The sequence below is a fragment of the Streptomyces sp. DH24 genome, assembly GCF_029813775.1.
Classification (GTDB): domain Bacteria; phylum Actinomycetota; class Actinomycetes; order Streptomycetales; family Streptomycetaceae; genus Streptomyces.
On the sequence record NZ_JARVKW010000023.1, the window covers coordinates 38,217 to 50,897 of the forward strand.

The 12,681-nt window shown below is 74.2% G+C and carries 10 protein-coding genes; 2 read left to right on the forward strand and 8 right to left on the reverse strand.

Features of this window, described 5'->3' with window-relative positions; translation table 11 throughout:
- Positions 1 to 115 precede the first annotated feature (115 nt).
- Positions 116 to 1,066: a 2-hydroxyacid dehydrogenase gene (locus QC282_RS19600; protein ID WP_279550799.1), complete on the reverse strand. Its 951-nt coding sequence runs from the start codon at positions 1,064 to 1,066 to the stop codon at positions 116 to 118.
- Between the two features lie 76 nt (positions 1,067 to 1,142).
- On the opposite strand from QC282_RS19600, the gene QC282_RS19605 reads away from it, so the two are divergent.
- Positions 1,143 to 2,141, forward strand: a complete 999-nt coding sequence (locus QC282_RS19605; protein ID WP_279550800.1) for an aldo/keto reductase — start codon at positions 1,143 to 1,145, stop codon at positions 2,139 to 2,141.
- A 73-nt stretch (positions 2,142 to 2,214) separates the two neighbouring features.
- Entirely contained in the window at positions 2,215 to 3,378 is a 1,164-nt protein-coding gene (locus QC282_RS19610; protein WP_279550801.1) for a sorbosone dehydrogenase family protein, read from the forward strand.
- Positions 3,379 to 3,421: 43 nt separating this feature from the next.
- On the opposite strand, the gene QC282_RS19615 is transcribed toward QC282_RS19610, so the two are convergent.
- The 7 genes from QC282_RS19615 to gatB form a co-directional block, all read right to left on the reverse strand.
- Positions 3,422 to 6,496, reverse strand: a complete 3,075-nt coding sequence (locus tag QC282_RS19615) for a helix-turn-helix transcriptional regulator (RefSeq protein ID WP_279550802.1) — start codon at positions 6,494 to 6,496, stop codon at positions 3,422 to 3,424.
- Positions 6,497 to 6,669: 173 nt separating this feature from the next.
- A complete protein-coding gene (locus tag QC282_RS19620; RefSeq protein WP_279550803.1) occupies positions 6,670 to 6,855 on the reverse strand; it encodes a hypothetical protein in 186 nt (61 codons plus the stop codon).
- Positions 6,856 to 7,051: 196 nt separating this feature from the next.
- Positions 7,052 to 7,633, reverse strand: coding sequence for a hypothetical protein (locus QC282_RS19625; RefSeq protein WP_279550804.1), 582 nt, complete (start codon positions 7,631 to 7,633; stop codon positions 7,052 to 7,054).
- A gap of 35 nt (positions 7,634 to 7,668) precedes the next feature.
- Positions 7,669 to 8,244: a GNAT family protein gene (locus QC282_RS19630; protein ID WP_279550805.1), complete on the reverse strand. Its 576-nt coding sequence runs from the start codon at positions 8,242 to 8,244 to the stop codon at positions 7,669 to 7,671.
- Complete coding sequence (locus QC282_RS19635) at positions 8,222 to 10,468, reverse strand: MMPL family transporter (RefSeq protein ID WP_279550806.1); 2,247 nt, start codon at positions 10,466 to 10,468, stop codon at positions 8,222 to 8,224. Before QC282_RS19635 ends, QC282_RS19630 begins: the two co-directional genes overlap by 23 nt.
- 181 nt (positions 10,469 to 10,649) lie before the next feature.
- Positions 10,650 to 11,012, reverse strand: a complete 363-nt coding sequence (locus QC282_RS19640) for a hypothetical protein (RefSeq protein ID WP_279550807.1) — start codon at positions 11,010 to 11,012, stop codon at positions 10,650 to 10,652.
- Between the two features lie 151 nt (positions 11,013 to 11,163).
- Positions 11,164 to 12,675 (reverse strand): Asp-tRNA(Asn)/Glu-tRNA(Gln) amidotransferase subunit GatB, encoded by a 1,512-nt coding sequence (gene gatB / locus QC282_RS19645; protein WP_279550808.1) that lies wholly within the window; start codon positions 12,673 to 12,675, stop codon positions 11,164 to 11,166.
- Positions 12,676 to 12,681: the final 6 nt, after the last annotated feature.

Consider the following 12,681-nt stretch of genomic DNA (forward strand, 5'->3'; position numbering starts at 1 on the left):
GGACGATACACCAGTATCGTCACTCAGGGACATAGGTTCTCTACGCTCCGTGACGACCAGGGAAGATGCGAGTACCCACCGCTTCCGTGGGGTCGCGGACGGTACTCGATCCGTGTTACGCGCTTGTCGCGCCCGTCGTCAGAATCACGTTCCGCAGAGGCTCCCGGTTCACGAAGCGGCTCAACTGGTCCGCCAGCAGACGCTTGGCGCGCGGCAGGAACGCGGACGTGGGACCGCCGACGTGCGGGCTGATCAGCACGCCGGGCGCCCGCCACAACGGGTGCTCGCGGGGCAGCGGTTCAGGGTCCGTGACGTCGAGGGCGGCGGTGATCCGGCCGCTCTCCAGCTCCGCGAGCAGGGCCTTCGTGTCGACGACGGCGCCGCGCGCGACGTTGACGAGGAGCGCCCCGTCCTTCATCCGCGCGAGGAAGTCGGCGCCGGCCAGCCCCCGGGTGGCGTCGGTGAGGGGCGTGGTGAGCACGACGACGTCCGACTCGGGGAGCAGGGCGGGCAGTTCGGTGAGCGGATGCACCGGGCCGCGCGCCGTAGTGCGCGCGGAGCGCGCGACGCGCGCCACCCGCGCGACCTCGAACGGCACGAGCCGGTCCTCGATCGCGGCGCCGATCGACCCGTACCCGACGATCAGGACGGTCTTGTCGGCCAGCGCGGGCCGGAACCCGCCGAGCCACTCGCCCCGGTCCTGGGCCCGCACGTGGTCGGGGATGCCGCGCAGCGACGCCAGGATCAGGGCGAGGGTGAGCTCGGAGGTGCTCGCCTCGTGCACACCGCGCGCGTTGCACAGCCGCACACCCGGCCGCAGGTGCTTCAGGCCCGGTTCGACGTGGTCGGTGCCGGCCGACAGCGTCTGCACGACCTCGACCGAGCTCATCTCCGGCAGCGGGCGCTGCCCGAGGCCCGGCGGCTTCATGTACGGCACGACGTAGAAGGCGCAGTCGGCGGGGTCGGCCGGGTACTCCTCGGCGCCGTCCCAGAAGCGGTAGGCGGGCCCCTCGGGAAGGCCCTCGATCTCTTCCGGCGGGATGGGAAGCCACACGTCAGCAGTCATGTCCGGAGGCTATGTCAGGAGCCGGGAGGCGCAGAGGTTAGGTTGGGGGCGCCAGGAGAGGGAGGGTCACGAGCAGGTGGAGCGCAGGACGATCGGCGCGGCGGCGCTCGCGGTGGGGGCCGTCGGACTCGGGTGCATGCCGATGAGCTGGGCGTACAGCGCCTCGCGGCAGCGGGGCGACGAGTCGCTCAGGGCGGTGCACCGGGCGCTGGACCTGGGCTCGACGCTGCTGGACACGGCCGACATGTACGGCCCGTTCACCAACGAGCTGCTGCTCGGCCGGGTGTTGAAGGAGCGGCGGGCCGACGCGTTCGTGTCGACGAAGGTGGGGCTCCTGGTCGGCGACCAGCACATCGTGGCCAACGGCCGCCCCGGCTATGTGAGGCGGGCGTGCGACGCGTCGCTGCGGCGGCTGCAGACGGACGTGATCGATCTCTACCAGCTGCACCGGGCCGACCCGGAGGTGCCGGTCGAGGAGACCTGGGGCGCGATGGCGGAGCTCGTACGGGCCGGAAAGGTACGGGCGTTGGGGCTGTGCGCGGTGGGCGCGCGGTCGGCTCGGCGGCCGGGGGCGCGGCTGCACGACGGCACGCTGCGGCAGCTGGAGCGGGTGCAGCAGGTGTTCCCGGTGAGCGCGGTGCAGGCCGAGTTGTCGGTGTGGTCGCGGGAGGCGCTGGAGACGCTGCTGCCGTGGTGCGAGGCGCGCGGGGTCGGCTTCCTCGCCGCGATGCCGCTCGGCAACGGCTTCCTGACCGGCACGCTGACGCCCGGCGAGGGTTTCGAGCCGGACGACCTGCGGGCCCGGCACCCGCGCTTCACGGCGGAGATGATGGCCGCGAACCAGCCGATCGTCGTGGGGCTGCGCCGCGTCGCGGCCCGGCACGGCGACGCGGTGACTCCGGCGCAGGTGGCGCTGGCTTGGGCACTGGCGCAGGGCCGGCACGTGGTGCCGGTCCCGGGGACGAAGCAGGAACGTTGGGCCACGGAGAACGCGCGGGCCGCGGCCCTGCGGCTGACCGACCGGGACCTGGCGGAGGTGGCGGGGCTGCCGCGGGCGCGGGAGTCGTGGGACTGAGGGCCCCCGGATCGGGAACCTGGGGCGCCCGGGCGGTGTATGACAAGGGAGAAGCCACCGCGTCGAAGGGACCATGATCGTGCAACGTCGAGCCGCGACGGCCGTACTGGCCGCCGCCCTCCTGCTGACGGCCGGCTGCTCCTCCGACGGCGCAGGGCCGCCCGAGGGTGACAGGACCGCGTCGCCGAGTACGACGGCCCGCTCCTCGCCCACCGGGCAGAGCACCGAGCAGGGCCCGCCCGCGAAGGGCACGGTCAAGGTGGTCCGCACGGTCGCCACGGGCCTGGACAGCCCCTGGGGCCTCGCCCCCGTCCCCGGCGGCGGCCTGCTGGTGTCCTCCCGGGACGACGCGACGATCACGCGGATCGACGAGAAGACCGGCAGGAAGACCGAGCTGGGCGAGGTGCCGGGCGTCGCCCCGGAGGGCGAGGGCGGCCTGCTCGGCATCGCCCTGTCCCCCGACTTCGCCGCCGACCACATGGTCTACGCGTACTTCACCTCCGCCTCCGACAACCGCATCGTCCGCATGCTGTACGACGCGAAGAAGCCCGCCGGTGAGCAACTGGGCGCCCCGGACACGGTGTTCAAGGGCGTCCCGAAGGGCTTCGTGCACAACGGCGGCCGGATCGCCTTCGGGCCGGACAGGATGCTGTACGCGGGCACGGGCGAGAGCGGCGACACGGGCCTGTCCCAGGACAAGGAGTCCCTGGGCGGCAAGATCCTGCGGCTGACGCCGGAGGGCGAGCCCGCCCCGGGCAACCCGTTCCCGGACTCCCCGGTGTACTCGTACGGGCACCGCAATGTGCAGGGGCTCGCCTGGGACGACGAACAGCGGCTGTTCGCGGCGGAGTTCGGGCAGAACACCTGGGACGAGCTGAACGCGATCAAGCCGGGCGGCAACTACGGCTGGCCGGAGGCTGAGGGCCGCTCGGACGACGCCGGGTACCACGACCCGCTCGCCCAGTGGGGCACGGACGAGGCCTCCCCCAGCGGCATCGCCCTGGCCGGGGGTTCGGTGTGGATGGCGGGTCTGCGGGGCGAGCGGCTGTGGCGCGTGCCGCTGAAGGGCACCGAGGCCGCGGCGGACCCGCAGGCCTTCCTGGAGGGCGACTACGGCCGGCTGCGCACGGTGGTGGCGGCGGGCGACGACCGGCTGTGGCTGGCCACCAGCAACACGGACGGCCGGGGCGACCCCAAGGGCGGCGACGACCGGATCCTGGAGCTGCGGGTGACGTAGCCCGTGCGGCGGGCGGCGAGGCGTCCCGCCGGGCCGGGGCGCCTCAGCCCACGGTTTCCGAGGCGAGGGAGTCGGCCGGGAACAGTCCCTCGCGGTGCGCCACCGCCGCCGCCTCTCCCCGTCCCGTGACGCCCAGCTTGGCCAGGATGTTCGACACGTGGACGCTGGCGGTCTTCGGGGAGATGAACAGTTCCCCGGCTATCTGGCGGTTGGTGCGGCCGAGGGCGACCAGGCGCAGGACGTCCCGTTCCCGGCTGGTGAGGCCGAGGGCCTCGGCGGGGTCGGCCGGGGCGGGCTCCGGGGCGCGGTGGCCCAGGGCGAGCCGGGCGCGCTGGGCGAGGAGGGTGACGGCGTCGGCGAGCGGGCGGGCGCCGAGGTGGTCGGCGACGGCGTGGGCGAGGCGGAGCAGTTCGGTGGCGCGGGCGCGTTCGTCGTCGCCGCCGGCGGCCAGGACGGACGCGGCGAGCCGGTACCGGACGCGGGCGAGGTCGTAGGGGCGTTCCAGGGGTTCGACGGCGGTGACCACCTCGGACCAGGTGTCCGGGGTGTCGCGGCCCTCGGCGCGCAGGAGTTCGGCGCGGACCCACTTGTCGTGGGCGAGCCAGACCGGGGCGCCCGTGGTGAGGTTTTTGACGGCACGGAAGAGCCGGTCGAGGAAGGCGGCGCGGCCCGGCTCGGCGGCGGTCTGCCCGCGCGCGTCGGCCTCGGCGGTGGCGGCGGCGAGCAGCAGGGGCCAGGCGTAGCGGTGGGTGCCGGGCGGGAAGCCGGCGTCCAGGGCGCGGCCCGCCTCGGCGCGGGCGTCGAGGACGCGTCCCTCGGCGGCGCCGACACCGATGCAGATGCGGGTCAGGGGGAGGTTGTTCTGCGGCATCGGGTCGTGGGTGCCGTAGGAGGCGCGGGCGTCGGCCAGCAGCCGGGCCGCCTCGGCGACCTCGCCGCGGTCGAGTGCGATGCCGGCGAGCTGGAGGCAGGCGCCGCCGCGCGGCTTGGCGGCCTGTCCGGTGCGCCGGGCGGCCCTGGCCGCCGCGTCCGCGGCCTCCTCCCAGCGGCCCAGGGAGTACAGCGACTCGGCGAGGTTCACCCACACCCAGCCCTCGGACTCCAGCAGCCCCCTGCGGGAGGTGAGGCGGGTGCCCTCGCGCAGGATGCCGGCGGCCTCGGCCGAGCGGCCGACGCCCTCCAGCGAGGAGGGCAGGTTGATGTGGCTGCGGCCGAGCACCACGGGGCGGTCCTGCGCCACGGCCAGCTCCCGTACCTGGTACATCTCGGCGAGCCCGGCCTCGATGTCACCGGCGTCGACCATCAGCCCGCCGAGCGTGAGCCGGGCGTTGAGCTCGATGTCGGCGGCGCCGACCATGCGCGCGTACTCGACGGCGCGCTCGGCGGCGGCGACGGCCTCCGGGCCGGGTTCGTGGAGCATGGCCCAGCCGGCGGCCATGGCGAGCACCTCGGCGTGCACCTCGGAGGGCGGCAGGCCGCGGACCAGTTCCTGGGCGGTGCCCAGCTCCTGCCGGCCGTCGCCGCGGGCCAGTGCCTGCACGAGCCGCGAGCGCTGGACCCAGAACCAGGCGGCGCGCAGCGGGTCGGGGTCGTCCTGGAGCAGGCGCAGCGCCCGCTTGGTGATCTTCAGGGCGCGTTCGCGCTCTCCGCACCGCCGCCCGGCGACGGCCGCCTCGGCCATCAGGTCGAGGTAGCCCAGGGGCACGGCGGCCGGGTCGCGGCCGCCGGAGGTGGCCGCGCGCCGTTCGGGCAGCGGGCGGGGGTAGGCCTCGGTGTAGTCGACGGGGCGCAGGTGGGCGCGGACCTCGTCGGGGGCGGCGTCCCAGAGGTCCATCGCGCGTTCCAGCAGCCGGAGTTGCTCGGAGTAGGCGTGCCGGCGGCGGGCCTCGACGGAGGCGGCGAGGACGGCGGGCAGGGCCTTGGCGGCGTCGTGCGCGTGGTACCAGTAGCTGGCCAGCCGCATCACGCGCTGGTCGGCCGGGACGAGCGTCGGGTCGGCCTCCAGGGCTTCGGCGTAGCGGCGGTTGAGGCGGGAGCGTTCGCCGGGCAGCAGGTCGTCGCTGACGGCCTCGCGGACCAGGGAGTGCCGGAAGCGGTAGCCGTCGCCGCCGGGCGCGGCGGTGAGCAGGTTGGCGTTGACCGCGGCCCGCAGCGCCTCGATGAGGTCGTCCTCGGCGAGCCGGGCGACGGCGGCGAGCAGCGGGTACTCGACGGTGGAGCCGCCCTCGGCGACGATCCGGGCGATGTTCTGCGCGCTCTCGGGCAGCGCCTCCACCCGGACGAGGAGCAGGTCGCGCAGGGAGTCGGTGAGTCCGGTGCGGCAGCCCTCGTGGGCGGCGACGGCGAGTTCCTCGACGAAGAAGGCGTTGCCGTCGGAGCGTTCGAAGATCTCGTCGATCTGGTCCGGGTCGGGGTCCCTGGCGAGGATGCCGGCGATCTGGCGGCCGACCTCGGTGCGGTTGAAGCGGGCGAGTTCGACGCGGCGGACGGTGCGCAGCCGGTCCAGTTCGGCGAGCAGGGGGCGCAGCGGGTGGCGGCGGTGGATGTCGTCGGCGCGGTAGGTGGCGAGGACGACGAGGCGGCCGGTGCGCAGGGTGCGGAAGAGGTAGGCGAGCAGGTGCCGGGTGGAGGCGTCGGCCCAGTGCAGGTCCTCCAGGACGACGACGACCGTGCGGTCGGCGGCGAGGCGCTCCAGGAGGCGGACGGTGAGTTCGAAGAGGCGGGCGGTGCCGTCCTCGTCGTGCCGGCCCGCGGCGGCCGTGCCGAGTTCGGGCAGCAGGCGGGCGAGTTCGTCCTCCTGCCCGGCCGCGGCGGCGGCCACCTGGGCGGGCAGGGCGCGGCGCAGGGCGCGCAGGGCGGTGGAGAACGGGGCGAAGGGCAGCCCGTCGGCGCCGATCTCGACGCAGCCGCCCACGGCGACGACGGCGCCGCGCCGGCCGGCGGCACCGGCGAACTCCTCGACGAGCCGGGTCTTGCCGACGCCGGCCTCGCCGCCGATGAGCAGGGCCTGCGGCTCGCCCCCGGCCGCGCGGGCGAGCGCGTCGTGCAGGATGTCCAACTCGGTTGCGCGGCCGACGAACACGGGACTGACGGACCTGGTCTCCACGGGCCCGAGCATCGCACGCGGGTCGGACAGTGCGGCACTCGTTTTCGCGGGCAGAGGAGCGCGCCGCGCGGGGAGGGCATCGCGCCGCGCCGGGAGGTCGGCCGGCGCCCGGTCGTCCTCCCGGCGGTGGGCGCCCACGCGGCGTGCCCGGACGGGGCCCGGGCCGTCGCCGCGTGCCGTGCCGGTCACGCGGCCCGGGTGTATCGAGGGCGCCGGGAGCGGTGCGTATGGTCCTCCGGGCCCGCGGCGTCCTGGGCGGCGGTCCGGCGGGCGGCGCGGCGGGCGAGGAGGGCGGTGTGGATCCGGCGCTGGTGCTCGGCGCGGCGGATCAGGTCGGCGGAGCGGTACTGCTGGAGCTCGTACTCGTACATGGCGGGTCCCTGGTGAGAGGTGGGTGCCCGGCTCGTTCCGGGCCCGCTTCCACCTTCGTCTCCCAGGTGGTCCGGCCGCATCGGGCGTGTTCCGCATCTTCGGGGGCCGCCCGGACCTCAGACGTGCCTGAGGGGCCTCAGAGGGCTCCGTAAGGTGCTTACGGCGCCCCTGAGGCCCCTCGGGTCGTGCGCGGGGTCAGCTCGTGGACGGCAGTCCGAGCAGGACGTCGGTGTACTTGAGGACGGCCAGCAGCAGGCCGAGGGCGCCGAGCGCGACGCCGCCCCAGGCGACCGACTTGATCCAGCCCGCCTGCGGCCTGCCGGGCGCGCCGAACGCGGGCCGGGCGAGCACCGCGGCGCCGACGACCAGGGCGAGCAGCGCGAACAGGCCGCCCCACAGGGCGCTGGTCTGCCAGGCGTTGCCGTACACCGCCTGGACCTGCTCGGCGACGCCCGCCGACGACGACGTCTCCAGCTGGCCGATCAGGGTCTCGCGCGCGGCGGCCACGGTGCCGATCCAGCTGCCGGTGAGCGAGACGAGGCCCAGCGCGGCGGACACGACGGCTCCGGCGCCCTGGCCGACGCCGGAGGGGCCGGCCACCGCGTCCTTCTGTTCCTCCGGGGCCTTCGCGGTCCCGGCCGCCTCCGCGTCCTCGGGCTCGGCGACCTCCGCGGTCTCCTCGTCGTGCGCGGCCTCGGCGGCCTCGTCGGCCTCAAGGACCCCGTTGGCTTCGGCGGCCTCGGCGGGCCCGGTTCCGTCCACTGTCTTCGTTCCCATGCCCCGCACCGTACGGACGCTGTCTGAGAGTCTGCTTAATGATCGTTGTGAGCGCCGCGCGCGCGTGCCGCCCGCCACTCGGGGGCCAGCACCGACCACACCTCCAGGTCGTGCCGTACGCCGTGGTGGAGGTGGGCATCGCGGCGGACGCCGTCACGGCTCATGCCGAGCCGCCGGGCGACGTTGAGGCTGGGCTCGTTGCCGGCGGCGGCGACCCATTCGACGCGGTGGATGCCGCGTCCCTCGATCGCCCAGTCGACGAGCACCCGCATCGCGCGCGTGACGAGGCCGCGTCCCGTGGCGTCGGGCTCCAGCCAGCAGCCGGCCTCGCAGGAGCCGTTCGCGGCGTCGAAGTTCAGCAGCAGCACACCGCCGACGAGCCTGCCCTCCAGCCACAGGCCGTGCAGGGAACCGGTGTCGGCGGCACGCCGGTCGGCGTACCGCTGGAGCACCTCCCGCGCGCCGTCCACGTCCTTGGCCGTGGAGCCGAACGGGACGAACTGGTTGATGAACTCCCGGCCCCGGTCCAGATGGGCCAGGAACTCCTCGGCGTGCCAGGGCTCCAGGGGCCGCAGTTCCGCGCCGTCGTCACCCAGTGGTATCGCGTACATCCCGCTGCCGTTCCTCCTCCGCCAGGACGTCCGCCACCTCGGCGTCCGTCACGGCGGCCAGCCTCTCATGGGCGGCGCGGGCCTCGGGCGGTTCGATGCTGATGCGCGGCAGGCACGCGTCGAGCCGGCGGGGCAGCCACCAGTTGGCGCCGCCGAGCAGGTGCATCAGGGCGGGCACCAGCAGGGTGCGCAGCACGAAGGCGTCGAGGGCGACGGCGGCGGCGAGCGCGATGCCGAACATGGCGATCACGCGGTCGCCGCTGAGGACGAAGGCGAGGAAGACGGAGATCATGATGACCGCCGCGGAGTTGATCACGCGGCTGGTCTCGGCGAGGCCGACGCGGACGGCACGCCGGTTGTCGCCGGTCTCCAGCCACTCCTCGTACATGCGGCTGACCAGGAAGACCTGGTAGTCCATGGACAGGCCGAAGAGGACCGACACCATGATCACGGGCAGGAACGGCTCGATGGGTCCGGCGGCGCCGAGGCCGAGCAGTTCGCTGCCCCAGCCCCACTGGAAGATCGCGACGACGACCCCGAAGGCGGCGGCGACGGCGGCGACGTTCATCGCGGCGGCCTTCAGCGGGATGCCGACGGACCGGAAGGCCAGCAGGAGCAGCAGACAGCCGAGGCCGATGACGACGCCGACGAAGAGGGGCAGCTTGTCCACGATGACGTCGGCGAAGTCGTCGTAGCCGGCCGTCATGCCGCCGACCTGGACGTCGAGGGCGGTGCCGCCCTCGGCGCGCGGCAGCACGTCGTCGCGCAGCCGGTCCACCAGATCGCTGGTCTGCCGCGACTGGGGTGAGGACTCCGGTACGACGGTGAGGTACGCGGTGTCGCCGCCGGCGTCGTAGGTCACCGGGGTCACGGAGGCGACGCCGTCGGTCTGGCGCAGGGTGGCGTCGAGGTTGTCCAGGGCGAGCCGGTCGTCGCCGCCGTGCACCTCGGTGACGAGGGTGAGGGGGCCGTTCACGCCGGGTCCGAAGCCGTCGGCGAGCAGGTCGTAGGCCTGGCGTGTGGTGGAGGTCCGCGGGTCGTTGCCCTGGTCGGAGGTGCCCAGGTGCAGGGAGAGGGTGGGCAGCGCGAGGACGGCCATGACGGCGAGGGCGATCGCGCCGAGCAGCTTGGGGTGCCGCTCGACGAACGCCGACCAGCGGGCGGCGAACCCGGTGGGCAGCTCGGGCTCGGGTCCGTGCTCGGCGAGACGGCGCCGCTCGCGGCGGCTCAGGGCGCGCATGCCGATGAACGACAGCAGGGCGGGCAGCAGCGTCACGGACGCCAGGACGGTGAGGACGACGGTGAGCGAGGCGGCGACGGCGACACCGTTGAGGAAGCTCAGCCGGAGGATGAGCATGCCCAGCAGGGCGATGCACACGGTCGCGCCCGCGAAGACGACCGCGCGCCCGGTGGTCGCGACGGCGTTGGTGGCGGCCTCGGTGACGGACAGCCCCCGTTTCAGGCCGCGCCGGTGGCGGGTGACGATGAACAGGGCGTAGTCGATGCCGACGCCGAGTCCGATCAGCATGCCCAGCATGGGCGCGAAGTCGGCGACGGTCATGGCGTGCCCGAGCAGCGCGATCCCGGCGTACGCGGTGCCGACGCCGACCAGCGCGGTCGCGATGGGCAGCAGGGACGCGGCGAGCGAGCCGAAGGCGAGGAACAGCACGATCGCGGCGACGACCACGCCGACGACCTCGGCGAGGTGCCCGCCGGACGATTCGGTGAGCCCGACCGCGCTGCCGCCGAGCTCCACCCGCAGCCCGTCGGTCCCGGCGGCCCTGGCGGTGTCCACGACGGCCTTGGCGTCGGCCGCGTCGATGTCCTCGGACTGTTCGTCGAAGGTGACCGTGGCGTACGCGGTGCGGCCGTCGGCGCTGACGCGGCCGGCGCCCTGCTCGTCGTACGGGCCGGTCACGGAGGCGACGCCGGGCAGGTCCTCGATGCGGTCGAGGGTGCGGGTCATGGTCTGTTCGACGTCGGCGGCGCGGACGGTGCCGGAGTCGGTGTGCCAGACGATCGTGTCGCTGTCGCCGCCGAGGTCCGGGAAGCCCTCCCGCAGCAGCTCGGTGGCCCGGCCGGACTCGGTGCCGGGGACCTTGTAGTCGTTGGAGTAGTCCGATCCGGCCGCGACCGCCGCCGCGGACACCCCGCCGAAGGCGAGCAGCCACAGCAGGACCGCGAACAGGCGGCGTCGGACACACCAGCGAGCGAGGGCTGCCACGGAAAGAGCTCCAGGGGGGTCTGTGCAAGGGCAAAGCAGGGCCACTCTTGCAGGCAGTAGTGCTTTTTTGTCTGTTTCGTGGGCTTATTCACAGAGACAGGGAGGCAGCTCACGGCACGGACCCGGGTCTCCGTCCGCGCAGGTGCGGCCGTCACAGACCCGTGCGCCGAAGGATCGCGGCTCAGTCGAACTGGTCGCCGAGCGCCATGACCATCAGTCCGGCGATCAGCAGCCACAGGGCGCGCCGGGTGCGTCCGCCCGCGCCGAGGACCGCGGCGACGGCGCACCCGGCGGCGCCGAGGGCGTAGGCGGCCGGGACGAGCGGCGGTACGGGGCCGGAGAGGCGCAGCAGCGCGGCGGCCAGACCCGCGGCGGCCAGCAGGGCGCCGGTCCCGGTGGCCAGCCACCGGGCCCGCCGCGCCTCACCCGCCGGGTGGTCGGGGCCGTCCTGAACGTCGGCGGGATCGTCCTGGACGTCGGCGGGGCCGTCCTGGACGTCGTCCGCCGGGTCCGCGGGCGGCTCGGAATCAGCGCGTCCACTCATGGCGCGGGAGCGTAGCGCCCCCGGCGGGGAACCCGGGGACCGGGCCACTCCTGCACGGCCGCGCGCGAGGAGCCACTCCGGCACGGCCGCGCACGCGAGGAGGGGGAGGCACCGGGCGCGGTGCCTCCCCCTCCTCGGCTGCTGCCGGACGTCAGCCCTCGACGCCCAGCTTCTGCAGGATGAGCTCCTTCACGCGGGCCGCGTCGGCCTGGCCGCGCGTGGCCTTCATGACCGCGCCGACCAGGGCACCGGCCGCGGCCACCTTGCCGCCGCGGATCTTGTCGGCGACGCCCGGGTTGCCGGCGATGGCCTCGTCCACGGCCGCGGTGAGCGCGCCCTCGTCCGAGACGACCTTCAGGCCGCGCTTGTCGACGACCTCGTCCGGGGTGCCCTCGCCCGCGAGGACGCCCTCGATGACCTGGCGCGCCAGCTTGTCGTTCAGGTCGCCCTTCGAGACCAGCTCGGTGACCCGGGCGACCTGCTCCGGCGTGATCGCCAGCTCGTCCAGGGCCTTGCCGGACTCGTTGGCGCTGCGGGCCAGCTCGCCCATCCACCACTTGCGGGCGGAGGCCGCGTCGGCACCGGCGTCGATCGTCGCGACGATCAGGTCAAGCGCGCCGGCGTTGAGGATGGCCTGCATGTCGGTGCCGGAGATGCCCCACTCCTCGCGGAGCCGGTTGCGGCGCACCAGCGGCAGCTCGGGCAGCGAGGCGCGGATCTCCTCGACCCACTCGCGGGACGGGGCGACCGGCACCAGGTCGGGCTCCGGGAAGTACCGGTAGTCCTCGGCCTCCTCCTTCACGCGGCCCGAGGTCGTGGACCCGGTGTCCTCGTGGAAGTGGCGGGTCTCCTGGACGATCGTGCCGCCGGAGGAGAGCACCGCCGCGTGGCGCTGGATCTCGAAGCGGGCCGCGCGCTCCACGGACCGCAGCGAGTTCACGTTCTTCGTCTCGGAACGCGTGCCGAACTTCTCGGTGCCGTTCGGGCGCAGCGACAGGTTCACGTCGCAGCGCATCTGGCCCATCTCCATACGGGCCTCGGAGACGCCGAGCGCGCGGATGACCTCGCGCAGCTCACGCACGTACGCCCGAGCGACCTCGGGAGCACGCTCACCGGCGCCCACGATCGGCTTGGTGACGATCTCGATGAGCGGGATGCCGGCGCGGTTGTAGTCCAGCAGGGAGTGGGACGCGCCGTGGATTCGGCCGGTGGCGCCGCCGACGTGCGTCGACTTGCCGGTGTCCTCCTCCATGTGGGCGCGCTCGATGTCCACGCGGAAGGTCTCGCCGTCCTCCAGCTGCACGTCGAGGTAGCCGTTGAAGGCGATCGGCTCGTCGTACTGGGAGGTCTGGAAGTTCTTGGGCATGTCCGGATAGAAGTAGTTCTTCCGGGCGAAGCGGCACCATTCGGCGATCTCGCAGTTCAGCGCGAGGCCGATCCTGATGGCGGACTCGACGCCGGTCGCGTTGACGACCGGGAGCGCGCCGGGCAGGCCGAGGCAGACCGGGCAGGTCTGGGTGTTCGGGTCGGCGCCGAGCGAGGTCGAACAGCCGCAGAACATCTTGGTCCTGGTGCCGAGTTCGACATGGACCTCAAGGCCCATGACGGGGTCGTACGACGCGAGCGCGTCCTCGTACGACACCAGGTCGGTCGTGGTGGTCACGGTGAA

Bases quoted from the DNA above. Each gene is read 5' to 3' on its own strand.
- QC282_RS19600 (WP_279550799.1), bottom strand. From the start codon at position 1,066: ATGACTGCTGACGTGTGGCTTCCCATCCCGCCGGAAGAGATCGAGGGC.
- QC282_RS19640 (WP_279550807.1), bottom strand. From the start codon at position 11,012: ATGAGTGGACGCGCTGATTCCGAGCCGCCCGCGGACCCGGCGGACGAC.
- QC282_RS19625 (WP_279550804.1), bottom strand. From the start codon at position 7,633: ATGGGAACGAAGACAGTGGACGGAACCGGGCCCGCCGAGGCCGCCGAA.
- QC282_RS19620 (WP_279550803.1), bottom strand. From the start codon at position 6,855: ATGTACGAGTACGAGCTCCAGCAGTACCGCTCCGCCGACCTGATCCGC.
- QC282_RS19630 (WP_279550805.1), bottom strand. From the start codon at position 8,244: ATGTACGCGATACCACTGGGTGACGACGGCGCGGAACTGCGGCCCCTG.
- QC282_RS19610 (WP_279550801.1), top strand. From the start codon at position 2,215: ATGATCGTGCAACGTCGAGCCGCGACGGCCGTACTGGCCGCCGCCCTC.
- QC282_RS19615 (WP_279550802.1), bottom strand. From the start codon at position 6,496: ATGCTCGGGCCCGTGGAGACCAGGTCCGTCAGTCCCGTGTTCGTCGGC.